This is a genomic window from Mycobacterium sp. 4858 (genome assembly GCF_900240975.1).
Taxonomy (GTDB): Bacteria; Actinomycetota; Actinomycetes; order Mycobacteriales; family Mycobacteriaceae; genus Mycobacterium.
The window spans coordinates 3715768-3739778 of the sequence record NZ_LT968776.1 but is presented as its reverse complement, the minus strand read 5'-3'; the positions used below and the strand labels follow the sequence as shown (position 1 = coordinate 3739778).

Genomic DNA, 24011 nt, shown 5'->3' with positions numbered 1-24011 from the left:
AGCGGGGCCTCAGCGCGGCCGCAGGACCGCCATGGGCGGGCGGTCCGCCAGCGACACCGGCGAAGTGTGCTGGGTGTAGCCGTGAGCATCGGGTCCGTCCGGCCCGACGGCGAAGAACTGTGTCAGCCCGACACCGGAGTCGGGAACCCCGCAGCGTGAGAGCAGGGTCGCGATGACCTGGCGGCTCATCGCGCCGAGTTCGGCCAGCGGCCGGTTGCGGTGTGCGCGCACACCCAGGTTGACCTGGGCGATCGCGTCGGCGCCGAGCCGGTCGAAGGTGTCCAGCAGCAGGCCTATCTCCACCCCGTAGCCCGGCGCGAACGGCACCGACGTCAGCAGTTCACGGGTGGCCGCGTACTCGCCGCCGAGCGGCTGCAGGATGCCGCCCAGCTCCGGCCGCAGCGCCGCGAGCAGCGGCCGGGCCACCAGCTCGGTGACCCGCCCGCCGCCGGTGGCGCCCGCGGCGCCCCCCACGTCGCCGACCTGCAGCGGCCGCCGGTAGAAGCTCTTGACCAGGTGGATGCCCCGGGAGAGCGGGCCGGTCAGCAGCGGGCCGACCAGCCAGGGCACGAACATCGGGTGCGGGTTGATCAGGTCGGAGTCGACGAACACGACGATGTCGCCGCTGGTGGCCGCGAGCGAGCGCCACAGCGCCTCGCCCTTGCCGGGCCGGATGGGCACCTCGGGGAGGGCCTGCTCGCGGCTGACGACGCGGGCCCCGGCGGCGACGGCGCGGATCTCGGTGTCGTCGGTCGAGCCGGAGTCAAGCACGATCAACTCGTCGACCAGCCCGTCTACCAGCGGGGAGATGCTGTCGACGACCGACGCGATGGTTTCTTCCTCGTTGAGCGCCGGCAGCACCACCGAGATGGTGCGCCCCGCCTTCGCGGCCTCGAGTTCGGCGACGGTCCAGGTGGGACGGTTCCAGCTGCGGTCGGCCAGCCAGGTGGCACCGGGCCGGGCGGACAGCACCGCGCCGGCGGCGAGGTCCCCGGCGACCAGGTCGGATGCCGTCATGCCAGCCCCCTCACCGTGCGCGCCGGCGGGCGAACCCCCTGGATCGACGCCACCATTTCCAGCACGCGCCGGGTCGCGGCGACCTCGTGCACGCGAAACATTCGGGCACCGGCGGCCGCCGCCAGCGCGGTGGCCGCCAGCGTTCCCTCGAGCCGCTCGGTCAATTCCACACCCAAAGTCTCCCCGACGAAGTCCTTGTTACTCAAAGCCATGAGCACCGGCCACCCGGTATTAACAAGATCACCCACGTGACGCAACAGCAGCAGCCCGTGGAAGGTGTTCTTGCCGAAGTCGTGGGCCGGGTCGATCAGCACCCGGTCGCGGGCCACCCCGCGGGCGACCGCGCGTTCGGCGGCGGCGGTGACCTGGCGGATGACGTCGTCGACCACGCCGCGCGTGCTGGTTCCATAGCTCACCCGAAACGGACGCGTGCGGGGCAGCGCGCCGCCGGTGTGCGAGCACACCAGGCCCGCACCGAACTCGGCGGCGACCCCGGCCAAGGCCGGGTCGATGCCGCCCCAGGTGTCGTTGATCAGGTCCGCCCCGGCCGCGCAGGCCACCCTGGCCACCTCGGAGCGCCAGGTGTCGACGCTGATCAACTGGTCCGGGTAGGTGTCGCGCAGCCATTCGATGAAGGGGATCAACCGGGCGATCTCGGTCTGCGCGTCGACCTCCTGGCCCGGTCCGGCCTTGACGCCGCCGACGTCGACGACGTCGGCGCCCTCGGCGACGGCCCGGTGCGCGGCGGCCCGGGCGGCCTCGTCGCTGAAGGTCGCACCCTTGTCGTAGAACGAGTCGGGGGTGCGGTTGACGATCGCCATGATCAGCGGGCGATCGCCGGCGACCGGACGGCCGCACCAGCTGGACTGCACGCGTCTATAGTGCCCGGTCACCGGGTCGCGCGCCGTCCCGGGATCCGGTGTGCGGCCAGGGCGCACACTCAGCCGCGCGGCCGCTTACCGTCGGCCACCTCGTCGGGGTATTCGTCGTAGTACGGCACGTAGCCCTCGTCTCGGCCGGCCAGCACGTACAGCGGATCCTTGATGTCCGATCCGTAGGCCTGCTCGCGCAGCTCCACCTTGCGGCTCTTGAACGTCGTGGTGTGCTCCAGCGAATCGACCACCCGCACGAACAGCGGCAACGCGTAGGCCGGCAGCTGGGAGTACACCGCGCGGGCCAGCGACTTGCCGTCGAACTCCGCGCCGTCGCGCAGCTTGACCGCGGCCATCCCGGCGCGACCGCCGGTGCGGGGAATCTCGACACCGAAGACCGTGCATTCCTCGACGGACGCGTCGGACGCCAACGCCGCCTCCACCTGCGTGGTGGCGACGTTCTCCCCCTTCCACCGGAAGGTGTCGCCGAGCCGGTCGACGAACGCGGCGTGCCCCATGCCCTGCGGGCTCATCACGTCACCGGAGTTGAACCACACGTCGCCCTCGCGGAAGGCGTTGCGCACCAGCTTCTTTTCGCTCGACTCCTTGTCGGTGTAGCCGTCGAACGGCTGCAAGCGGTTGACCGGGCTGAGCAGCAGGCCGGGCTCCCCGGACGGCACCCGGCGCACGCGTCCGTTGTCGTCGCGCAGCGGCGCCCCGGTGTCGGGGTCGTACTCCACGTAGGCCAGCGGCATCGGGAAGACACCGGTGGTGCGGGGCACGTTGAAGACGTTGATGAACGCGGTGTTGCCCTCGCTGGAGGCGTAGAACTCGCAGACCCGGTCGATGTCGAACCGATCGGTGAACTCGTCCCAGATCTCCGGGCGCAGCCCGTTGCCGGCGATCACCCGCACCTGGTGCGCGCGGTCGGTGGCCTTGCGGGGCTGGTTGAGCAGGTACCGGCAGATCTCGCCGATGTAGATGAACGCCGTGGCCTCCGCGTCGATCACCTCGTCCCAGAACTTCGACGCCGAGAACGCCTTGCCCAGCGCCAGCGTCGCGCCCGAGTTGATCACCGACGACAGCGCGACGGTCAGGGCGTTGTTGTGATACAGCGGCAGGCAACTGTAGAGCGTGTCGGAGCTCTTCAGCCGCAGCCCGATACCGCCGAACGCCGCGAGGGCCTTGAGCCACCGCAGGTGGGTCATCACGCTGGCCTTGGGGAAGCCCGTCGTGCCGGAGGTGAAGATGTAGAACGCGGTGTCCCTGGCCTGCACGGCCGACACCGACGGCGGGTTGGTGGCCGGTGCGCTGACGGCGAATCGCTCCAGGTCTTCGATGGTCATCGTCTCGGTGTCGCCCGAGCCGCCGCACTCGGCGACCGCGCTGACCAGGTCGGTCTCCGCGATCAGGACCTTGGCCTTCAGCAGGCCCAGGCTGTGCGCGAGGACCTCGCCGCGCTGGTGGTAGTTCAGCATCCCGGCGACGGCGCCGCACTTGACCGCCGCCAGCATGGTCAGCACCGCGTTGGGCGAGTTGCGCAGCATGATCGCGACGACGTCACCGTGGCCGACACCGTGGGCCGCCAGCACCGCGGCGTACCTGTTGGCGGCGGCGTTGGCGTCGCGGTAGGTCAGTTGCTGGTCGCCGAACCGCAAGAAGACCCGGTCGCCGTAGCGGGCGGCCCGCTCCTGGAATACCGTGCCGATCGACTTCTTCGAACCCGGCTGGGCCAGCAGCCCGGTCATCGCCCCCCGCACGATCACCGGCATATCGGCCAGCAGACCCGGCGCCCGCGATGCGATGTCGGTCAGTTTGACCGCGGTCCGCGCTCCCCCGTCGTGATCGGCCACGTCATCCCTCGATTCTGCGTTAACAACTCGGCGGACAGCCTAATAGGGATCACGAGGTTGCCGGCGCCCTCATTCGGGCGCACACGCCTCCACGGCATCGCCCACCTTGTCGACCAGCACCAACCGGTCCATCGCCGGCTGCGAGACGTACCCGCTGTCCAGCAACCCGCCCAGCCAGGCCCACAGCCCTGCGTAATGCCCCAGCGGATCCAGCATGACGATGGGCTTGCGGTGCAGGCCGAGGTAGCCGGTGGTCCACGAGTCCAGCAGCTCGTCCAGGGTGCCGACGCCGCCGGGGAGCACGATGAACGCGTCGGCGCGCTCCTCCATGACGTGCTTTCGCTCGTGCATGGTCTCGGTGACGATGAGCTCGTCGGCGTCGGCGTCGGCGATCTCGACGCGCATCAGGACCTGGGGGATGACGCCGACGGTTCGGCACGCCGACGGTTCGGCCCCCGTGGGCGCGCGCGGCGGTCGCCACCGCGCCCATCGCCGACACCCGGCCCCCACCCCACACCAAAGTCCAGCCCCGCTCGGCGATCGCCTCGCCGAGTTCGGCAGCGACCGCAAGCAATTCGGGATGTTGCGGGCCGGACGCGCAGTACACGCACACCGCCCAGTCGCCGGCTGGCTCGGATTCCGGGCGCATACAACGAAAGGTAGACCAAGCTTGCTGACGCCCGCACACCGCGCGCAATAAAATCCGGCGATGCCGATTCGATGGAACGTCCCCCGGCACGCGTCGGCGCTGGAGCGGCTGGAGGCGGCGCTGGCGACCGGGAGAGGCGCCGTCGTGCTCGGACCGGACGGCTGCGGCAAGTCCACGTTGGCCCGGATGGCCGCCGACGACTTCGGTCGCCGACACCCCGGCACGCGCGTGCGGTGGGTCACCGGCACCCCGACCGAGCGCGCCGTTTCGTTCGGCGCCTTCAGCCACCTGGTCGAGATCGCCGACATCGGCAAGCCGGCCGCGCTGTTGCGCGCCGCCCGGGCGTCGCTGGACGGTGACGACCTGCTGCTGGTGGTCGACGACGCCCACGAGCTGGACATCCTGTCCGCCACGCTGGTGTACCAGTTGGCGCTGGCCGGCGTGGCCAGGATGGTCGTCACCGGCCGCGCCGACTCGGCTCCGGAGGCCGTCGCAGCGCTGTGGACCGACGGCCTGCTCACCCGAATCGACATCGAAGCGCCCGGCGGGACGACCACGCCGGCAGAGGTCGACGCGTTTCTCGGCGAGATGCCCGCCGAGGCCCGGGCGGTGCTGGACTATCTGGCCGTGGCGGAGCCGCTGTCGCTGGCGGATCTGACCGTCCTCGCCGGCGCCGAGGCGGTCGGCGAGGCGGTCGATTGCGGGGCGGTGGAGACCCGGGTGCGCGGCGAAGCCTCGGACGACCCGGTGGTGTACACGGCCCACCCGCTGTTCGCCGAGCGGGCGCGCGCAGTGCTGGGCGGCGACGGCGCGCGGCGTCGCCGCACCGACGTGGTGCGGCAGCTGTCGCAGCATCCGCCGGAACACCTCAGCGACCGGCTGCGGCTGGCGTCGCTGGCCCTCGACAGCGACGCCCCCCAGCCGGTGGCCGAGCTGGTCGCCGCCGCGCAGCAGGCGCTGAGATTGGGCGATCTCGCCCTGGGCGAACGGCTGGCCTCCTCGGCCCTGGAGCGGTCCGGCGGGCTGGCGGCGCGGCTGGCGCTGGCGCACGCCCTGGGATGGCAGGGCCGCGGCCGCGAGGCCGACGCGGTGCTGGCCGGCCTGGACCCCAGCGCGTTGACCGAAACCGCACTGATGGACTGGGCGCTGCTGCGCGCGGCCAACCAATTCTGGATGCTCAGCGAACCCGAGCGGGCCACCGCGTTCCTGCGCACCATCCGCGGTCACGTCTCGGATGCGGGCGCGCGCACCACCCTCGACGCGCTGAGCGCCACGTTCGCGATGAACGCCGGCAACGTCGGGCACGCCGTGAAGGTCGCCGACGCGGTGCTGGCCGCCCCGCACGCCGGCGACCAGGCGGTGGCCTGGGCGGCCAGCACGGCGGCGCTGTGCGCGGCCCGGCAGGGGCGTTTCGGCGACGTCGAGCCGCTGGCCCAGCGCGCCCTGGCCGCCGAACACCCGGGGCTGCTGCGCTTCACGATCGGGTTGGGGCAGACCACTTCGCTGTTGATGGCGGGCCGGCTCGACGCAGCCCGCGAACTCGCCCAGCAGTTCACCGATTTCGCCGAGCTGCAGCAGCCTGGCCGTGCGATCGGCGAGGTGCTGCTGGCGCACGTGCTGCTCGCCGACGGCGAATTCGCCGGAGCCGCATCGCTACTCGGCCCGGCCGCCGCCACGTTAGAACGCACCGGGTATTCGTGGGGCCCGCTGTCGTTGACGCTGCTGGCCACCGCGCTGGCGCAGCAGGGCGACATCGCCGCCGCGGGAAAGACATTGGGCCGGGCCGAATCCCGGCACGGGACCAAGTCGGCGCTGTTCGCGCCGGAGCTCGGCGTCGCCCGGGCGTGGCGGCTGGCCTCGATGCGCGACTCGCACGGTGCGGTCACCGCCGCTCGGGATGCCGCCCGGATGGCCGAACGCGGCGGCCAGCGGGCCGTGGCGGTGCGGGTCTGGCACGAGGCGGTGCGGCTCGGCGACACCCGCGCGGCCGATCCGCTGGCCCGCCTTTGCGACGAAATCGACTGCACCGCAGGTAAACTCGCGCTCGCACATGCGCAGGCGCTGGCGGCCGGCGACGACGCGGCGCTGCTGGTGGTCTCGGACGGCCTAGCGGCCGTGGGGATGCGCGCGGCGGCGGCCGACGCCGCCGCGCAGGCGCGGCGATGCGGCGGCCAAAAGCCCTGACCCGCTGAGAGTCACATCAGCGGCGGTCCGGTTGTGCTACGGGCGGAGTCGATCCCACCGTGGACCTTGGGCATTGCGATGGTCTGGATCAGCACCAAAAAAGCAGACGCCTCCGGCCCGCGCCGGGGGCGTCTACCTCAGCGATCACACCGAGGGGCATTGCTCTATCGGCCAGCCTCGGTGACCAGTCGGCCGTTTTCGGGCGTCGAGGACGCTCAAGGAAGGGCTGGGTTGTGATCACTTCCCGTATTGGCGGACTCTTTCGTGCCCAGCATGGGGTGCTGCTTCGCCGGGGCCGGCGCTGATGGACCCGACTGCGAAATTTGAACGCCGGGATTTGGCTGCGGTGCAGGATCGGCAGTAGCAGCAGGTGCCAATGCCAGTCCAGCCGCGACTACGAGAGTGCTGGTCACGATTGTCTTCTTGAAACTCATGCGCTCAGTGTACATTGCTGGCCCGGCCAGCAACCCGACAATAAGCTTGACAGCGCGATCTACGCCCACCGCACGCCGCCCTCGTCCCCATTTTGTCTGCCAAATGCAATTGGATCGGCACCACTTTCCCCAGCAAAACCGGTGTGAACCATCCGGCGATTCTGGAATCTTTCTATTTAAGCCCTCAGTTATCGGCTGGTTTGTTGCGTTGCCGCCACGGCAAAGGACTTTGGTCCCTATCCGCCGCACACGTGAATGTGGTCGGCTCGAATGAGAGGAGGGGTTATGAACATCAAATTCGTCGCCACCACAGGTCTTATCGCCACGACGGCGTTTGCTCAGTCAGTCCTGGCTGCACCATCGGCGATCGCCGACCAATGCACCGAACCCAACTGTTACGCGGCCATAGCTGCCACGGGCGACCTTGGGTGGGCCTGGTGGGCGCGGAACTACCCAACGCAGGACGCGGCGAACGCGGTGGCGATAAATGGGTGCAATTCAAAAGGCCCCGGTTGTCACATAGTGATTACAACCGGCGGACCCGGCGCCCCCCTCTGCATCGCGCTCGCGAGTGACGGCACCACCGGAGTGGGACCGACAGCAGACGCCGCGAACCAGGACGCGATGAGGGCGGGCGGACTGAAATGGGAATCAGCCTGCAATACGTAAACGGAATCTAGTTAGCCGGCTCCGTACACCCGCGCGACAGTTTCCAACATTGACTATCGCTTAGGAGCAGGCGGGTCGTCATGATTTTCCAAACACCGTATTGGAGGATCAGAAATGAACGCCACGCGAATTCTCGCCTAGCCGTCGCCCTCGGCGCCGCGGCCGTCGGCGCCCCATCGCCCGCGTCCGCTTCCGAAATGAGCGGTCACTACGCCCTGACGCGTACTCCTACGCCGGTCTCGGCAAGTTAGCCACAAGGCGCGTAACAGATTTGGGTTAGTCGCGCCGACGCGCAACCAGTACTTGCCGTCATGCCAGAAGTCGATCGGCCAGCCCAGACGGGCGCTGAGCTGACGGTGATCCATCGCTCGGCCACGAATCACCTTTGCTGCATCGGACTACCCGGCGAGGTAGCCGCGCAGCATGGCCACCGCGGCGGTGATGTTGGCGACCGGGACGCTCTCGTCGCGCTTGTGTGCCAGGTTCGGGTCGCCCGGCCCGAAGTTGACCGCCGGGATGCCCAGCGCCGCGAACCGCGCGACGTCGGTCCACCCGTACTTCGCCCGCACCTGCCCCCCGGCGGCCTCGACCAGGGCCTTGGCCGCGGGCTGGGACAGCCCGGGCATGGCGCCCGCGGCGGCGTCGGTCTGCTCGATTCGCACGTCGAGCCCGTCGAACACCTCGTGCACGTGCTGCAGCGCGGCGGTCGCCGAGCGGTCGGGGGCGAAGCGGAAGTTGACCGTGACCGCGGCGGCGTCGGGGATCACGTTGCCCGCGACGCCGCCGTCGATGCGCACCGCGGACAGGCCCTCGCGATATACGCACCCGTCGATGTCCACGCTGCGCGCGGAGTAGGCGGCCAGCCGGTCCAGGACGGCGCCCAGCTTGTGAATCGCGTTGTCGCCCAGCCACGCTCGCGCCGAGTGGGCGCGGGTGCCGGCGGCCGAGATCACGACGCGCAGCGTGCCCTGGCAGCCGGCCTCGATGTAGCCGCCGGTGGGTTCGCCCAGGATAGCCACGTCGGCGGACAGCCAGTCCGGCAGCTCGCGCTCGATGCGGCCCAAACCGTTTGCCGCGGCGTCGATTTCCTCGCAGTCGTAGAACACCAGCGTCAGGTCGTGCACGGGTTCGGCCACGGTGGCGGCCAGATGCAGGAAGACCGCGTCGCCCGATTTCATGTCCGCGGCCCCGCATCCGTACAGGTCGCCGCCCTCGCGGCGGCTGGGCAGGTTGCCGGCGGCCGGGACGGTGTCCAGGTGTCCGGCCAGCAGCACCCGCGACGGCCGCTGGCGGCGGGTGCGCGCCAGGACGGCGTTGCCGTTGCGCACGATCTCGAACCCGGAAGTCTGGGCCCGCAACGCCGCCTCGACCTCGTCGGCCAGCCGCGCCTCGTCGCGCGATTCGCTGGGGATGTCGACCAACGCCGCGGCCAGCTCGATCGGATCCCCGCGCAAGTCCAGCACGGGTCCCAGGTTATCCGCTGCCGAGCGGCAAGTAACCTGACCGCCGTGACTGGAGCTGTAGGCATCGGGCTGGCGACGCTGGCCGCCGACGGATCGATCCTCGACACGTGGTTTCCCGCACCGGAACTGACCGAATCGGGCACCGGCGGCACGTCACGCCTGGCCCCGTCGGATGCGCCCCCGGAGCTGGCCGCGCTCGTCGGCCGGGACGACGACCGCGGCACCGAGAGCGTCGCCGTGCGCACGGTCATCGGCTCGCTCGACGACGTGGCCGCCGACGCCTACGACGCCTACCTGCGGCTGCATCTGCTGTCGCATCGGTTGGTGGCGCCGCATGGGCTGAACGCCGGCGGCCTGTTCGGAGTATTGACCAATGTCGTGTGGACCAACCGCGGGCCGTGCGCGATCGACGGGTTCGAGGCGGTGCGGGCGCGGCTGCGCCGGCACGGCCCGGTGACCGTCTACGGCATCGACAAGTTCCCGCGCATGGTCGACTACGTCGTGCCCACCGGCGTGCGCATCGCCGACGCCGACCGGGTGCGGCTGGGCGCGCACCTGGCGCCGGGGACGACGGTGATGCACGAGGGCTTCGTCAACTACAACGCCGGCACGCTGGGCGCGTCGATGGTCGAGGGCCGCATCTCCGCCGGCGTGGTGGTGGGCGACGGGTCGGACATCGGCGGCGGCGCGTCCATCATGGGCACGCTGTCCGGCGGGGGCACCGAGGTCATATCGATCGGCAAGCGGTGCCTGCTCGGCGCCAACGCGGGGCTGGGCATCTCCCTGGGCGACGACTGCGTCGTCGAAGCCGGCCTGTACGTGACCGCGGGCACCAAGGTCGCCACTCCCGACGGTCAGGTGCTCAAGGCGTCCGAGCTGTCCGGCGGCAACAACCTGCTGTTCCGCCGCAATTCGGTCACCGGAGCCGTCGAGGTCGTGGCCCGCGGCGGTCAGGGCATCGCCCTCAACGAGGACCTGCACGCCAACTGAGCTACCGGGGCACCTCTTCGAAGCGGGACCCGAGCGTCGTGCCGTTGGTTTCCGGCAGCAGGTAGGTGCAGACCAGCCCGACCGACGTCAGCGCGGCCAGCATCGCGCCGATCGCCCAGCTGCCATACGTCGCCAGGAGCGTCCCGGCGAGCAGCGGCGGCAGAGCCCCGCCGACGACTCCGGCGAGGTTGAGGGCCAGCGCCGATCCGCTGTAGCGGTAACGGGTGGCGAACAGCTCCGGAATGAAGGCGGCGGTGGGTCCGGAGCCGATCGCCGCACCGATCGCCATGCCGACGACGGCAACCACGTACAGCGCCGGGTTGCGGGTGTTCAGCAGCGGCATCACCACGAACGCCCAGAGCAACAGGAGCGACCAGCCCAGCAGCATCAGGCGGCGGCGTCCGACCAGGTCGGACAGCGTGGCCGAGGCCGCGACCGTCGCGATGCTGACCAGCCCGGTCAGCGCGCCCACCGACCAGATGAAGCCCCGCGTGTACCCGAGGTGCGAATTGGCGTAGATGAGCAGATAGGTGTGACCCAGGTAGCCGAAACCGAATCCGCCCAGCAGGCTGCCGCCGGCCAGCACGATCTCGCGGCGCTGCAGGCGCCACACCTCCCCGAGCGGCGCCTTGGGGACCAGGTCGCGCGCCTTTTCCTCGGCGAACACCGGGGTTTCGTCGATGTTGACCCGCACGTACAGCGCGATCCCGATCAGCGCCGCGCTGAACAGGAACGGCAGCCGCCATCCCCACTGCATGAACGCGGCGCTGTTTTCCCCGATGCTGAAGTTGACGCCCAAGAAGGTCACGCTGGCGAGCACGGAGGCGGTGCCGGCGCCGAGCAGGGTGAACATGCCGTAGCGGCCCCGCTTGCCGGCGGGCGCGTATTCGGCGCTCAGCAGCGCCGACCCCGCCCATTCGCCGCCGACGGCGAACCCCTGCAGCAGCCGCAACACGATCAGGATCAAGGGGGCGGCCGCACCGATGGCGGCCGTGCTGGGCACCAGCCCGACGCTGACGGTTGAGACCGCCATGATCAGCAGCGTGGCGATCAGCGTCTTCTTGCGGCCCAGCCGGTCGCCGAAGTATCCGAACACGGCGGCACCCAGCGGCCGGGACAGGAACGCCGTCGCGAACGTCGCCATCGAAGCGACGATGCCCAGCGTCGAACCGAGTCGCGGAAAGAACACCGTCGGGAACACCAGCGCCGCCGCGGTGCCGTAGATGAGGAAGTCGTAGTACTCGATCGCCGAGCCGACCAGGCAGGCGGCCGCGACCCGCCGCATGGGCGTGCGGCCGGGTCCGGCCACAACCGTCGGCAGTTCCGTCACGACTACGACGGTAGGTGAAGGTTCGCCGTCACGCTCGACGGAAAAGCTGGCAAAACGCTGCGTGTCGCCTAAGCGCTCAGCCCTCGGTCAACAGCTGCTTCTTGAGCACCTTGCCCATCGCGTTGCGGGGCAGCGCCTCGACGAGGCGGACCTCGCGCGGCCGCTTGTGCACCGACAGCTCGTTGGCGACGAAGTCGATCAGGTCGTCGGGATTCAGGTCGGCCGCACCGACGACGAACGCGACGATGCGCTGGCCCAGGTCCGCGTCCGGCATCCCCACGACGGCCGCCTCCCGCACGCCGGGGTGTCCGAGCAACGCCGTTTCGATCTCGCCGGCGCCGATCCGGTAGCCACCGGACTTGATCAGGTCGACCGACTCGCGGCCCACGATGCGATGCATGCCCCCGCCGTCGATGACCGCGACGTCGCCGGTGCGATACCAGCCGCCGGCGTCGAACGCCTCGGCCGTGGCCCCCGGACGGTTGAGGTAACCGTCGAACATCATCGGGCCCCGAACCTCAAGCTTGCCAACGGTTTCCCCGTCGTGGGGCACCTCCGCGCCGGTGTCGTCGAGCAGCCTGGTCTGCACGCCGGTCAGCGGGAGGCCCACCCATCCGGGGCGTCGCTCGCCGTCCGCGCGGGTCGACAGGGTGATCAGCGATTCGGAGGCGCCGTACCGTTCGACCGGCTCGTGGCCGGTGAGCTCGACCAGCCGCCGGAATACCGGCACCGGCAGCGGCGCGCTGCCCGAGACCAGCAGCCGCGCCGGGCGCAGCGCCGTCGCGGCCGCCTCGTCGGCCGCCACCCGCGACCACACCGTGGGGACGCCGAAGAACAGCGTGCCGCCGGCCTCGGCCGCCTGGGCGTAGCCCGCGGGCGTCGGTTTGCCGGTGTGCACGAAGCGATTTCCCACCCGCAGCGACCCGAGCAATCCCAGCACCAGCCCGTGCACGTGAAACAGCGGCAGGCCGTGCACCAGCATGTCGTCAGCCGTCCATTGCCAGGCCTCCGCCAGGGCGTCGAGGTCGGCCGCGATCGCGCGGCGGCTCAGCACCACACCCTTGGGCAGGCCGGTGGTACCGGAGGTATAGATGATCATCGCGGTGGCGTCGGGCGACGGCTCGGGGTAGCGGTGCCAGGACCGGGCGTGTAAACGCACCGGGATGTGCGGCAGGCCCTCCGACTCGTCCGGCACGGGACCGAGCCAGGCCTGCGCCGCCGAATCGGTCAGCATGTGCCGGCGTTCGCCGACTCCGACGTCGGCGGGCACCGGAACGAACGGGACGCCGGCGATCAGGCACCCGGTCACCGCGAGCACCGTCGCCGCGGTGGGCGTGGCCAAGATCGCGACCCGGTCCGCGCCGCCCACCCGCTCGGCGACCGACGTGGCGGCGCCCACGAGGTCGCTGCGACTGAGCACGACGCCGTCGATGCGTACCGCGTCGGCGATGTCGGTGGCGGTGACCGCCGCGGGATTCAGGGACGCCAGCAGCACGTCAGCAGGCTACCCGGCGCCGGGAACGTCAGTCCTGCTCGTCCCAGATCTTCGTCAGCGTGGACAGGATCTCCTCGCCGCGGCCCAGCCCGCCGAGGTGGCTCTCGCCGTGCAACACGAACAACTCGGCGTCGGGCAGCAACGACACGACGTGCTCACCGTGGGCGAACGGAACGATGTGGTCGCTGTCGCCGTGCCACCACCGGACGGGGACCTTGACCTCGTCGAGCCGAAATCCCCAGTCCTGGGTGAACAGGATGATGTCGTTGAACGGGGCAGCCAGTTGCTTGCGGCTGCCGTTGAGCAGGTCGTCGAGGAACATGGCGCCGAACTCGGGCCGCGTCAGCAGGCGCCGGTCGCCCTCGGGCGATATCGCGGCGTACAGATACAGCGCGGGATTCGCGACCGGACGGACCATCCGGACCACCAGGCTCGCGCCGATCCGCAGCGGGTCGCCGCCCAGCCGCAGCAGCGGCGCCACCCGCTTGCCCAGGTTCATCAGCCCGCTGGTGATCCCCTCTTCGCCGAGGAACGGCGCGACGCCGCCGAGGACGCCGAGAGCGACCACCCGGTCGGGCAGCACCGCGGCGGACGCGAGCGCGTACGGGCCGCCGCCGGACAGGCCGATGACAGCCATCTTGTCGATGCCCAGCGTGTCCGCGATCGTCCGCAGGTCTTCGCCGAATGCCCGGATGTTCTCGTACCGGTGCGGAGTCGACGAGCCGATGCCGGGCCGGTCCAGGCCGATCAGGCGGATATTGTGCTGCTCGGCGTAGACCCGGGCCTCGATCGGGATCTGGCGGCGGGCGCCGGGGGTGCCGTGTAGCCAGAACATCGCACGCCCCTGCGGGTCACCGAATTCGGCGAAGCCGATCTGGCGGTCCGCGCCGACGGCGACGTTTCCTTCGAGCTTGGGGCGGGCGATCTCGATGGCCATGTCAGCAGCCTTGCATGTGACGGGCCGTTTACCAAAGGCTCACGGGTCAGGCGCCCAGCGGCCGCTCCCCGATGACCCGCTCGCTTCGCAGGCTCGCGACCTCGCCCGCCGACAGGCCCAGACCGTGCAGGACTTCGTCGTTGTGCTGGCCCAGCGTCGGCGGGGCGGCGCGGTGGTGGCGGACCGGCCCCGGTGTGATGCGAAACGGCCAGCCGGGATAGCGGTGCGCCCCGGTGATCGGATGCGTGAACTCCTCGTAGTAGCCGCGCGCGTCGAGCTGGCCGCCGATCAGGCCGCGGTCGTACATCCGGTCACCGGTGATCACTTGTTCGGCCGGGATACCCTGTGTTTGAAGGGTTTTCACGACCGCCTCAGCGGCCTGAGTGCGGGTCCACGCGGAGACCAGCTCGTCGAACGCGTCGTGGTCGAGCCGGCCGTCGTCGGGCAGTGACAGCGCGACCCAGACGCCGTCGTCGGCGGTCGGGTACACGCCTTGCAGGTAGCCGCGCCGCCGGTTGCCCTCCCGCGGGCGCACGGCGCCGGTCATCGAGTACTCGATCACCGGTTCGGCGGCCAGGCAGGCGGCGACCTCGATCTGCGCGACCTCGATCAGCTGGCCCTCCCCCGTGCGGAGTCGATGCTCGAGGGCCGCCAGCAGCCCCGCCGCCGCGTGCACGCCGACGATCGGATCGGCGGGGCCCTGCGGGTTGCACGGCGGACCGTCGGGGTAGCCGGTGACCGCCGACATTCCCGAGGTCTGCTCGAAGTTCAGCGCCCAGCCGACGTAGTCGCGCCACGGTCCCTGCAGGCCGTATCCGGGCATCCGCACGGCGATCACGTCGGGGTTCAGGGACACCAGCGCGTCGTAGTCCAGGCCGAACTGCTCGACCACCCGCGGTGAGAAGTTCTCCACCACCACGTCGGCCTCCGCGGCCAGCCGCCGGGCGATGTCGAGGCCCCGCGGCGACGTCAGGTCGAGGGTAAGGTCCCGCTTGTTGAGGTTGGTGCCCTGCCAGATGGGGCTGCGTTCGTACCAGTCGTCGCCCTCGTAGGCGAAGGCGCCGGAGTAGCGGTGCCCGTCCGGCCGCTGGATCGACTCGACCTTGACGATGTCGGCGCCGAACGCGCCCAGGTAGCAGGTCAGGTAGGCCCCGGCCCAGAACGTGGTCAGGTCGAGGACGTGCAAGCCGGAGAACGGCAGCGGCCCTCCGGTTGTGGACAGCGGCCGGGCATCGGCTGCCCACGGCCCGGGGCGCGTGCCCAGCCGGGGCGGTGTGCCCGGTTGCGCCACAGGCGTTTTCGAGAGGCGAAACGCCGGGCCGGGCCGCTGGAACGACCATCCCGGCCCGCCGGATTGCTCAAAAAACCCGCGCTCGGTGTACTGCGGACATTCCAACACCGTGGCCCCGTCGTTGACCGGTGCTGCGGGGATGCGCAGCGCCTGGGCGAGTTCCACGATGTCGGCGACAGTCTGCCGGGCGAGCAGCGGCTCGGCCTTGCCGAAGAACTCGTCGCGCTCCGGGCCGCCCAGCATGATCGCGATCTGCTGCTCGCCGTACTCGGGCAGCCCGAGCATCGCGCACACGTCCAGCCAGTGCTGGCCCGTCAGGCAGTTGATGCCCACCCAGCCGTCGGCGGCCCGGACGACGCCCAGCATGGGCGCCGAGCGCAGGTTCGCCGGCAGGCCAAGGCCTTTCATCCGCTGCGCCATCAGCATCGGGTAGGGCAGCGTCGACAGCAGCGCCTCCGCCTGGGAGACGTCGACCTCCCGGACCCGGCCGGCCGGTGGCAGTCGCAGCGCGGTCAGCGCGCCCAGCGCGCCGTAACCGCCCGCGACGTACTCGCAGATGCGCGCGCCGACCTGTACGGGCGGCCGGCCCGGGTCCCGGACGCTGACCCAGCCCGACGCCGCCTGCACGGTCAGGGGCGTGGCCGGCCGCGCACGCCTGGGCCCGCACTGGCCGAACCCGGAGATGCGCAGCAGCACCAGGTTCGGGTTCAGCCGGCCCAAGTCGCCCGGGCCCATCCCCCAGCGTTCCAGCGTTCCGGGCGCGAAGTCCTCGATGAGCACGTGCGCCCCCGCGACCAGCTCGCGGGCGGCCGCCAGGTCGCGCGGCCGTTCCAAATCCAGTGTGGCGCCGCACTTCCCGGCGTTGAGGTAGTGGAACAGGCCGGAACGCTCGGGGTCGGCGACCGCGCCGGGAAATGGGCCCCACCGGCGCAGCGGATCCCCGGCGGGCGGTTCGACCTTGGTGACCTCGGCGCCGAGGTCTGCCAAAAGCTTTGCGGCGTAAGGGCCTGAGATCTCGCTGGCGAGTTCGACGACGTGGAGCCCGGCGAGGGGTCCCGTCATGCCGGGATCCCGATGGCCTTCACCTCCATGTACTGGTGCAGCCCGCTGACTCCGCCGCTCTCCCGCCCGAACCCACTCAGCTTGAACCCGCCGAACGGCGCATCGCCCGGACCGATCCCGTTGACGGCGACCTGGCCCGTGCGCATGCGCCGGGCGATCGCGAGGGCCCGGTCCACGTCGGTGCCCCAGACGGCGCCGGAGAGCCCGTAGCACGAGTTGTTGGCGATCGCGACGGCGTCGTCGTCGTCGCGGTAGCGCAACACCGAGAGCACCGGCCCGAACACTTCCTCCTGCGCGATCGTCGAATCCGGTTGCACGCCGGTGAGAATCGTCGGTTCGACGTAGTAGCCGACGTCCAGCCCGGCGGGGCGACCGCCGCCGGTGGCCAGCTTCGCGCCGTCGCGGACCGCGCCGTCGACGTGCGCCTGCACCCGCTCGCGTTGCGCTGCGCTGATGAGCGGGCCCATCTGCACCGTCGGGTCGGTGGGGTCGCCGACCTTGACGTCGCGGGCCAGTGCGACGAGCCGGTCGACGACGTCGTCGTGCAACGAATCGGGCAGCAGCAGCCGGCTGTGCAGGATGCAGGCCTGCCCGGCGTGCAGCGAGCAGCAATCGAACAGCATCTGCCGCAACATCTCGTCGGTCAGCTGCGTGTCGTCGAGGACGATGCTCGCCGACTTGCCGCCGCACTCCAGCAACAGCCGCTTCATGGCATCGCCCGCGGCCCGCATGACCTCGCAGCCCACGGCGGAGCTGCCGGTGAAGCTGATCATGTCGATGCGCGGATCAGTCGTGAGCAGCTTGGCGGCCTCGAGGCCCGACGGCGTGACGACGTTGACGACACCCGGCGGGATGTCGGTCTCCTCGTCGATGATGCGCGCGAGCGCGAGCCCGGCCAGCGGCGTCAGCGGTGAGGGCTTGAGCACGACGGTGTTGCCGGCGGCCAGCGCGTTGTTCACCTTCATGACGTTGAGGCAGTGCGGGAAGTTCCACGGCGTCAGGATCGATACGACACCGAGCGGCTCGCGGCGCAGCAACGTCGTTCCCGCGCCGATCCCGGTGACCGGCTCGTCGACCAGCTGCGTGGCGAGCTGGGCGGCGTGCATGGACATGTAGCCGGCGCCGTCGATCTGCATCATCCGCTCGTTGGTCACGCAGCCCCATTCGACCTGGGACAGCGCGAAGATCTCGTCGGCGTGCCTGAGCAGGGCCTCGCCCAGCTGGTTGAGGCAGCCGGCCCGCTCGTCGGGGCCCATGCGCCCCCAGGGCCCGGCATCGAAGGCCCGGCGCGCGGCGCCGATCGCCGCGCCGACCTGGGTGACGCTCGCGTCGGGCGCGGTGCCGATGGACTCTTCGGTGGCCGGGTTGACGTCGTCGTAGCGACCGTCCTCCGGCTCAACCCATCTGCCGTCGATGTAGAGCTGATAGGTGTCGACAAGAGCTCCCGGAGTGTGCAGCTCGGTCATGCGCTTCCTCACCCGAACGTCGGTCATCTAACCACTTGGTGTACACCCATGCCCCCGCACCGTCAATCACCAATCACGCGAATTGCGCGGTATTTTGCCGTTTCACAGCGGTATTGACACGGGTGGGCGGCACGGGGTAGACACAAGGCCGCAAGACACATCGCGTCAATGTGTCGGATCGCCTGATCAGGGAGGCCGCCGTGCGGACCACTTTTCCCGCTGCTCTGTTGCACTCCCCCGACTTCTACGCCGGCGATCCGTACCCGGCGTACCGCGAGCTGCGAGCGACGGCGCCGGTCTGCTGGAACGACGTCACCAACTTCTGGGCCCTGCTCAAGTACGAGGACATCCGCTTCGTGTCGACCAACCCGGCCACGTTCACCTCGACCCGTGGCATCACCATCCCGGATCCGCAGATGGGCAACGCGGTGCAGGAGGGCAACCTCATCTTCACCGACCCGCCGCGGCACCGACAGTTGCGCAAGCTGATCAACTCCGGGTTCACCCGGCGGCGGGTGGCCGTGCTGGAGCCCAAGATCCGCGAGATCGTGCGGGGCATCCTCGATGGCGTCCAACCGGATTCCGTCCACGAGTTCGCCGATGAAATCGCCGCCCCGCTGCCCACCCGGATGATCGCCGAGCTGATCGGCGCCCCGCCCGATGACTGGGAGCAGTTCCGGGCGTGGTCGGACGCGGCCACCGGGACGGCCGACCCGGAGATCGAGTTGGACCCGTTGGTCGCCATGGGTCAGTTGTACGAGTACTTCCAGAAGTTGATCGCCGCCCGGCGCGTGGACGCGCGCGACGACCTGCTGTCGGTGCTGGCCGGCGCGGAGATCGACGGTGTCCGGCTGACCGACGAGGACCTGCTCAATTTCGCCTACCTGCTGCTGGTCGCCGGCAACGAGACAACCCGCAACCTGATCGCGCTGGGCACGCTGGCGCTGATCGCCCACCCCGACCAATGCCGCCTGCTGGTCGACGATCCGGCGCTGATCCCCGGCGCCGTCGAGGAGATGCTGCGGTGGACCAGCCCGGTCGTGCACATGGCGCGCACCGCGACCGCCGACGTCGAGATCCGCGGGCAGCGGATCGCCGAGGGCGACGTGGTGGTGATGCTCTACGGGTCCGCCAACCGGGACGAGGACATCTTCGGCGCCGACTCCGAGGAGTTCAAGGTGACCCGGCATCCGAATCCGCACATCGCGTTCGGGTGTGGCGAACATTCCTGTGTCGGTGCGCAATTGGCCAGGCTGGAGGCGTGTGTGATGTTCGACGAGCTGCTGCGCCGCTTCCCGAAGCTCGAGCTGGTGGGCCCGGTGGACCGGATGCGCGCCACCATGGTGCCCGGGGTCAAGCGCATGCCGGTGCGGCTGGGGGCCTGAGCCGATGGATCTGGAGTACTCCCCCGAGCAGCAGCGGCTGCGCGCCGAGATCCGCGCCGCGCTGGAACGCGTCATGACGCCCGAACGTAGCCTTGCCCTCAGCGCACGCATGGAGGGCGGCCCCGAAGTGCGGGAATGTATCCGCGCTTTGGCCGCGGCCGACCTGCTCGGCGTCGGGTGGCCCAAAGAGTATGGCGGACGCGGGTTCTCGGCGATCGAGCAGTTCATCTTCTCCGAGGAGGCGCAGCGGGTGAACGCCCCGATCCCGCTGGTGACGCTGAACACGGTGGGGCCGACGCTCATGCAGTGCGGCACCGAGGAACAGAAGCAGCGGTTCTTGCCCGCGATCCTGGACGGCAGTGTCGAGTTCGCGATCGGCTACTCCGAGCCCGGGGCGGGTAGCGACCTGGCATCGTTGCGCACCACCGCGGTCCGGGACGGCGACGAGTACGTCATCAACGGGCAGAAGATGTTCACCAGCGGCGCGGCGTATGCCGACTACATCTGGCTGGCCGCCCGCACCGATCCGAATGCCAAGAAACACAAGGGCATTTCCATCCTGATCGTGCCCACCTCGTCGCCCGGATTCTCCTGGCAGCCGCTGCACACCATGCCGGGCATCTCCACCTTCTACACGTTCTACGACGACGTGCGGGTCCCGGCCAGCGCGCTGGTGGGTGGCGAGAACCAGGGCTGGCAGCTGATCACCACCCAGTTGAACTTCGAGCGGGCGGCCCTGGGCAACCTCGGGGCGCTCGAGCCGCTGTTCGAGAAGACCCTGGAGTGGGCCGCCGCCACCGAGCTCGATGGTGGGCGCGTCATCGACCAGCCGTGGGTGCAACTCGCCCTGGCGCGGGTTGAGGCCCAGGTCGCCGCCTACAAACTGGTCAACCTGAGGGTCAATGCCGCGATGACCAAAGGCGTGCTCAGCATGGGGGAAGCCTCCGCGGCCAAGGTGTTCGGCACCGAGCTGACCCAGCAGGTCGCCCGCCAGCTGCTGGAGGTGCTCGACCACAACGGGGTACGCCGGGGCACCGATGCACCGCTACGCGGCGCGCTGGAAACCGCCTACCGATGGGCCGTCATCAATACCTTCGGCGGCGGCGCCAACGAGATTCAGCGTGACATCATCGCCATGGCGGGATTGGGCATGCCACGCGCTCCCCGAGACCTTCGCGCCACCGCACAATAGGAGGACACCCGTAAGTGACCGACTCAGAAACCGTCAGCGCCAAGGTGAAAGCCCTCGTCGGCCGGCCGACCGGCGGCACCGGAAAGCCCTCACTGGCCCCGGACCCGGTCAACCAGCCCATGATCCGGCACTGGGCGTACGCGATGGCCGACATGAACCCCGTCTACCTCGACCCGGAGTTCGCCGAGAAATCGCGGTTCGGCGGCATCGTGTCGCCGCCGGTGATGCTGCAGACCTGGACCATGCCCTCGCCGATCCTGGAGGGCATCGGCGAGCGCGGTGGCGCGCCGGTCGTCATCGAAAGCAACCCAACGGCGTTCCTCGACGAGGCCGGCTACACCAGCACGGTGGCGACCAACTCCGAATTCGAGATCGAACGCTACCCGCGCCTCGGCGACGTCATCAGCGCGACAACCGTGTACGAATCGGTCTCCGAAGAGAAGAAGACGGCGCTGGGCACCGGCTTCTTCCTGACCTGGCTGACCACCTACACCGACCAGAACGGCGAAGTTCTGGGGCGGCAACGATTCCGCGTGCTGCGATTCTCACCGGAGCGCTGATGACCACCCGACTGGCGCCCGCCATCACCAAGGACACCGAGTTCTTCTGGAACGGGTTGCGGGACAACAAGCTTCTGATCCAGCGCTGCGGCGGATGCGGACGGCTGCGCCACCCACCCCGCCCGATGTGCCCGCACTGCCGTTCCCTGGACTGGGACACCGTGGAGTCGTCGGGCCGCGGCACCGTCTACAGCTATGTGATGCCGCACGAACCGAAGTTTCCGTTCTTCGAGTATCCCTACGTCGTCGCGCTGGTGGAACTCGAGGAGGGCGTAAGGCTGGTGTCCAACCTGACCGGCATCGACCCGGCGGACGTGAGAACGGGGATGCCGGTCGAGGTGTACTACCAGGGTTTCGATAACGACCTGGTGCTGCACCAGTTTCGGCCGGCGGACTAGGCGGGGGCCATGGACTTCACGTTCACCGAAGAGCAGGAGGCCATCTCCAAGCTCGCTCGCGACCTCTTCGAACGCCGGGCGGCACCCGGGCGCCTGGCCGAGTTGGAAGCCGGTGACGTCCGCTTCGACGACGGCCTGTGGAGGGAGCTGGCGGCCGCCGACCTGCTGGGCACCGCGCTGCCGGAGTCGGTCGGCGGTAACGGCGGTGGCTTCGTCGAGCTCGGCGTGCTGCTGGCCGAGGTGGGCTGGGCGGTGGCTCCGGTGCCCGCGTACGCGACGCTGGTGCTGGGCGCCGACCCGATCGCTCGGCACGGCAATTCCGAACAGCGGCAACGCTTCCTGCCGGGCGTCGTCGCCGGGCACCGCATCCTGACCGCGGGGCTGGCCGAGCCGGGCCGCTCCGACGCGGCGGCACCCGCCACCACCGCGCGGCGCGATGGCGGCGACTGGCGGCTCGACGGCGCCAAGGAGCTGGTTCCGGCCGCCCAGATCGCCGACACGGTGCTGATCCCGGCGTCGATGGAGGACGGGCAGGTCGGGCTGTTCCTGGTGGCGGCCGACGGCCGCGGCGTCGAGATCCGGCCGGTGGAGACCACCAACCACGAACCGCACGCCGACGTATACCTCGACGGCGCAACGGTGTCCGACGCCGACCGGCTGGCCGGGGCGGGCCTGATCGAGTCGTTGCATTCCCGCGCGCTGGTCGCCCTCTGCGCGGTCCAGCTGGGCGTCGCGGAGCGGGCCCTGCGGATCGCGGCCGAATACACCACGGGCCGGGAGCAATTCGGCCGGCCCATCGGCAGCTTCCAGGCCGTGCAGCAGCGGATGGCCGACGCGTTCATCGATGTCGAGGCGATCCGGTGGACCACGTGGCACGCGGCGTGGCTGATCGCGCACGGGAGGCCGGCCGACCGCGCCGCCCGCATCGCCAAGTTCTGGGCCGCCGAGGCCGGCGCGCGCGTCGCCGCCACCGCCCAGCACGTCCACGGCGGCATCGGCATCGACGTCACCTATCCCCTGCACCGCTACTTCCTGTGGGCCAAGCACAACGAGCTGACGCTCGGCCCCGCCGCGGCGCAGCTGGCCCACTTGGGCGCAACGTATAGCGCCACGTATTCGGAAGGACTCTCATGACGACCACCGCGAGCCGCACCACCACCCTGCGCTGGGCGGACATCTCCGTCGGCGACGAGGTGACTCCGCTCGAAGTCCCCATCACCACAACGATGATCGTCGCCGGGGCGATCGCCACCCGCGACTTCATGCCCGTGCACCACGACCGCGACTACGCGAACAAGCAGGGCTCGCCCAACCTGTTCATGAACATCCTCACCACCAACGGCTACTGCGTGCGGTTCCTCACCGACTGGGCCGGGCCCGAAGCGATGGTCAAGAACCTGTCGATTCGCCTTGGCGTGCCGTGCTTTCCGGACGACCCGCTGCGCTTCACCGGCAGCGTCACCGGAAAGACCGAGGGCAGCGGGGATGAGAACTTCGTAGAGGTGAGGTTCAAGGGCTCCAACAGCTTGGGCGACCACGTCTCGGGTACGGCGGTCCTCAGCCTGCTCGACGGGGCGTGCGAAACGAGTCAAGCGTGAGTTCCTCGCTGCCCGGCAGCTGCGCCATCGTCGGCATCGGCCAGACCGAGTTCTCCAAGGAGTCGGGGCGCAGCGAGCTCCAATTGGCCTGTGAGGCGGTGAGTGCCGCGCTCGACGACGCCGGCCTGACACCCGGAGACGTCGACGGCATGGTCACCTTCACGATGGATTCCAGCGACGAGATCGAGATCGCCCGCAACGTGGGCATCGGCGACCTGAGCTTCTTTTCCCGCGTGCACCACGGCGGCGGGGCCGCCGCCGGCACCGTCGTGCACGCCGCCATGGCCGTCGCGACGGGCGTCGCCGACGTGGTGGTGTGCTGGCGCGCCTTCAACGAACGCTCCGGCATGCGGTTCGGCGGCAGCGGGCGCACCGACCTGGGGACCCCGCTGTTCATGGCGCACTACGCGCCCTTCGGACTGCTCACCCCCGCGGCGTGGGTCGCGATGCACGCCCAGCGCTACATGTCGACGTATGGCGTCACCAACGAAGACTTCGGCCGCATCGCGGTCGTGGACCGCGCGCACGCGGCCCGCAACCCCGATGCCTGGTTCTACCAGCGTCCGATCACGCTGGAAGATCACCAGAAATCGCGGTGGATCGTCGAACCGGTACTGCGGCTGCTGGATTGCTGCCAGGAAAGCGACGGCGGGGTCGCGCTCGTGGTCACCAGCGCCGAACGCGCGCACGACCTACGACAGCCGCCGGCGATCATCACGGCGGCCGCCCAGGGCGCGGCCGCCGACGGCGAGATGATGACCAGCTACTACCGCGACGACATCACCGGGCTGCCCGAGATGGGCGTGGTCGCCAAGAGGCTGTGGCGCGACTCGGGCCTCAAGCCGCAGGACATCCAAACCGCCTTCATCTACGACCATTTCACGCCGTTCGTGTTCGCCCAGCTCGAGGAGCTCGGGTTCTGCGGACGCGGCGAGGCGAAGGACTTCGCCACCGTCGAGCGGCTCTCACTGGGTGGGGAGTTCCCGATCAACACCAATGGCGGGCTGCTCGGCGAGGCCTACATCCACGGCATGAACGGCATCACCGAGGGAGTGCGCCAGGTCCGCGGGACGTCCTACAACCAGGTCGACAACGTCGAGCACGTGCTCGTCACGTCGGGAACCGGCGTGCCCACCAGCGGGCTGATCCTGGCGCCCGCCAACTGA

At 70.0% G+C, this 24011-nt stretch carries 20 protein-coding genes and 1 pseudogene; 10 read left to right on the top strand and 11 right to left on the bottom strand.

The window, feature by feature from the left end:
- Positions 1-9: 9 nt before the first annotated feature.
- The 4 genes and pseudogenes from C1737_RS26410 to C1737_RS26395 all read right to left on the bottom strand — a co-directional run bounded on the left by C1737_RS26410 (position 10) and on the right by C1737_RS26395 (position 4391).
- Entirely contained in the window at positions 10-1017 is a 1008-nt protein-coding gene (locus C1737_RS26410) for a glucosyl-3-phosphoglycerate synthase (protein WP_067919020.1), read from the bottom strand.
- Entirely contained in the window at positions 1014-1838 is an 825-nt protein-coding gene (gene folP / locus C1737_RS26405) for a dihydropteroate synthase (protein ID WP_233214864.1), read from the bottom strand. The genes C1737_RS26410 and folP overlap by 4 nt, the downstream gene beginning before the upstream one ends.
- Before the next feature lie 119 nt (positions 1839-1957).
- Positions 1958-3742, bottom strand: a complete 1785-nt coding sequence (fadD6, locus tag C1737_RS26400; protein WP_067919018.1) for a long-chain-acyl-CoA synthetase FadD6 — start codon at positions 3740-3742, stop codon at positions 1958-1960.
- Positions 3743-3811: 69 nt separating this feature from the next.
- Positions 3812-4391 (bottom strand): annotated as a pseudogene (locus tag C1737_RS26395) (TIGR00730 family Rossman fold protein).
- Positions 4392-4451: 60 nt separating this feature from the next.
- On the opposite strand from C1737_RS26395, the gene C1737_RS26390 reads away from it, so the two are divergent.
- Positions 4452-6575, top strand: a complete 2124-nt coding sequence (locus C1737_RS26390; protein WP_199182948.1) for an AAA family ATPase — start codon at positions 4452-4454, stop codon at positions 6573-6575.
- A 215-nt stretch (positions 6576-6790) separates the two neighbouring features.
- On the opposite strand, the gene C1737_RS26655 is transcribed toward C1737_RS26390, so the two are convergent.
- Positions 6791-7009 carry a hypothetical protein gene (locus C1737_RS26655; RefSeq protein ID WP_142393498.1) on the bottom strand — a complete coding sequence of 73 codons (219 nt, stop codon included), beginning with the start codon at positions 7007-7009 and terminating at the stop codon, positions 6791-6793.
- A gap of 255 nt (positions 7010-7264) precedes the next feature.
- Between C1737_RS26655 and C1737_RS27600 the strand changes: the two genes are divergently transcribed.
- Complete coding sequence (locus C1737_RS27600; RefSeq protein WP_082972773.1) at positions 7265-7678, top strand: DUF4189 domain-containing protein; 414 nt, start codon at positions 7265-7267, stop codon at positions 7676-7678.
- 398 nt (positions 7679-8076) lie between these two features.
- Here C1737_RS27600 and dapE read toward each other — a convergent pair whose 3' ends face one another.
- Positions 8077-9141: a succinyl-diaminopimelate desuccinylase gene (dapE, locus tag C1737_RS26380; RefSeq protein ID WP_102419844.1), complete on the bottom strand. Its 1065-nt coding sequence runs from the start codon at positions 9139-9141 to the stop codon at positions 8077-8079.
- 36 nt (positions 9142-9177) lie between these two features.
- Here dapE and dapD point away from each other — a divergent pair, with 36 nt between their 5' ends.
- Positions 9178-10131 carry a 2,3,4,5-tetrahydropyridine-2,6-dicarboxylate N-succinyltransferase gene (gene dapD / locus C1737_RS26375; protein ID WP_102420148.1) on the top strand — a complete coding sequence of 318 codons (954 nt, stop codon included), beginning with the start codon at positions 9178-9180 and terminating at the stop codon, positions 10129-10131.
- 1 nt (position 10132) lies between these two features.
- Here dapD and C1737_RS26370 read toward each other — a convergent pair whose 3' ends face one another.
- From C1737_RS26370 to C1737_RS26350, 5 genes are all read right to left on the bottom strand, one after another.
- Positions 10133-11416 carry an MFS transporter gene (locus C1737_RS26370; RefSeq protein WP_102420147.1) on the bottom strand — a complete coding sequence of 428 codons (1284 nt, stop codon included), beginning with the start codon at positions 11414-11416 and terminating at the stop codon, positions 10133-10135.
- Positions 11417-11537: 121 nt separating this feature from the next.
- Complete coding sequence (locus C1737_RS26365) at positions 11538-12956, bottom strand: acyl-CoA synthetase (protein WP_102419843.1); 1419 nt, start codon at positions 12954-12956, stop codon at positions 11538-11540.
- A gap of 28 nt (positions 12957-12984) precedes the next feature.
- Complete coding sequence (locus C1737_RS26360) at positions 12985-13893, bottom strand: alpha/beta fold hydrolase (RefSeq protein ID WP_067918563.1); 909 nt, start codon at positions 13891-13893, stop codon at positions 12985-12987.
- A 46-nt stretch (positions 13894-13939) separates the two neighbouring features.
- Positions 13940-16246, bottom strand: coding sequence for a CaiB/BaiF CoA-transferase family protein (locus C1737_RS26355; RefSeq protein WP_102419842.1), 2307 nt, complete (start codon positions 16244-16246; stop codon positions 13940-13942).
- Positions 16243-17712: an aldehyde dehydrogenase family protein gene (locus tag C1737_RS26350; RefSeq protein ID WP_102420146.1), complete on the bottom strand. Its 1470-nt coding sequence runs from the start codon at positions 17710-17712 to the stop codon at positions 16243-16245. The genes C1737_RS26355 and C1737_RS26350 overlap by 4 nt, the downstream gene beginning before the upstream one ends.
- Before the next feature lie 200 nt (positions 17713-17912).
- Here C1737_RS26350 and C1737_RS26345 point away from each other — a divergent pair, with 200 nt between their 5' ends.
- Genes C1737_RS26345 through C1737_RS26315 form a run of 7 tightly spaced genes read left to right on the top strand, consistent with a single transcriptional unit; the run spans position 17913 to position 24011 of the window.
- A complete protein-coding gene (locus C1737_RS26345; protein ID WP_067918580.1) occupies positions 17913-19097 on the top strand; it encodes a cytochrome P450 in 1185 nt (394 codons plus the stop codon).
- A gap of 4 nt (positions 19098-19101) precedes the next feature.
- On the top strand, positions 19102-20289 hold the full coding sequence (locus tag C1737_RS26340) for an acyl-CoA dehydrogenase family protein (protein ID WP_102419841.1): 1188 nt from the start codon (positions 19102-19104) through the stop codon (positions 20287-20289).
- A 14-nt stretch (positions 20290-20303) separates the two neighbouring features.
- A complete protein-coding gene (locus tag C1737_RS26335) occupies positions 20304-20849 on the top strand; it encodes a MaoC family dehydratase N-terminal domain-containing protein (protein WP_067918557.1) in 546 nt (181 codons plus the stop codon).
- A complete protein-coding gene (locus tag C1737_RS26330; RefSeq protein ID WP_102419840.1) occupies positions 20849-21247 on the top strand; it encodes a Zn-ribbon domain-containing OB-fold protein in 399 nt (132 codons plus the stop codon). The genes C1737_RS26335 and C1737_RS26330 overlap by 1 nt, the downstream gene beginning before the upstream one ends.
- A 9-nt stretch (positions 21248-21256) precedes the next feature.
- Entirely contained in the window at positions 21257-22381 is a 1125-nt protein-coding gene (locus tag C1737_RS26325) for an acyl-CoA dehydrogenase family protein (protein ID WP_102419839.1), read from the top strand.
- Positions 22378-22845: a MaoC family dehydratase gene (locus tag C1737_RS26320; protein WP_102419838.1), complete on the top strand. Its 468-nt coding sequence runs from the start codon at positions 22378-22380 to the stop codon at positions 22843-22845. The genes C1737_RS26325 and C1737_RS26320 overlap by 4 nt, the downstream gene beginning before the upstream one ends.
- Entirely contained in the window at positions 22842-24011 is a 1170-nt protein-coding gene (locus C1737_RS26315) for a lipid-transfer protein (protein ID WP_102419837.1), read from the top strand. The genes C1737_RS26320 and C1737_RS26315 overlap by 4 nt, the downstream gene beginning before the upstream one ends.

Excerpts from the sequence above, each read along its gene's own strand:
- C1737_RS26360 (WP_067918563.1), bottom strand. The coding sequence starts at position 13,893 with ATGGCCATCGAGATCGCCCGCCCCAAGCTCGAAGGAAACGTCGCCGTC.
- C1737_RS26340 (WP_102419841.1), top strand. The coding sequence starts at position 19,102 with ATGGATCTGGAGTACTCCCCCGAGCAGCAGCGGCTGCGCGCCGAGATC.
- C1737_RS27600 (WP_082972773.1), top strand. The coding sequence starts at position 7,265 with ATGTGGTCGGCTCGAATGAGAGGAGGGGTTATGAACATCAAATTCGTC.
- folP (WP_233214864.1), bottom strand. The coding sequence starts at position 1,838 with ATGGCGATCGTCAACCGCACCCCCGACTCGTTCTACGACAAGGGTGCG.
- C1737_RS26655 (WP_142393498.1), bottom strand. The coding sequence starts at position 7,009 with ATGAGTTTCAAGAAGACAATCGTGACCAGCACTCTCGTAGTCGCGGCT.
- C1737_RS26390 (WP_199182948.1), top strand. The coding sequence starts at position 4,452 with ATGCCGATTCGATGGAACGTCCCCCGGCACGCGTCGGCGCTGGAGCGG.
- C1737_RS26325 (WP_102419839.1), top strand. The coding sequence starts at position 21,257 with ATGGACTTCACGTTCACCGAAGAGCAGGAGGCCATCTCCAAGCTCGCT.
- C1737_RS26350 (WP_102420146.1), bottom strand. The coding sequence starts at position 17,712 with ATGACCGAGCTGCACACTCCGGGAGCTCTTGTCGACACCTATCAGCTC.
- C1737_RS26330 (WP_102419840.1), top strand. The coding sequence starts at position 20,849 with ATGACCACCCGACTGGCGCCCGCCATCACCAAGGACACCGAGTTCTTC.
- C1737_RS26355 (WP_102419842.1), bottom strand. The coding sequence starts at position 16,246 with ATGACGGGACCCCTCGCCGGGCTCCACGTCGTCGAACTCGCCAGCGAG.
- C1737_RS26370 (WP_102420147.1), bottom strand. The coding sequence starts at position 11,416 with ATGCGGCGGGTCGCGGCCGCCTGCCTGGTCGGCTCGGCGATCGAGTAC.
- C1737_RS26320 (WP_102419838.1), top strand. The coding sequence starts at position 22,378 with ATGACGACCACCGCGAGCCGCACCACCACCCTGCGCTGGGCGGACATC.
- C1737_RS26410 (WP_067919020.1), bottom strand. The coding sequence starts at position 1,017 with ATGACGGCATCCGACCTGGTCGCCGGGGACCTCGCCGCCGGCGCGGTG.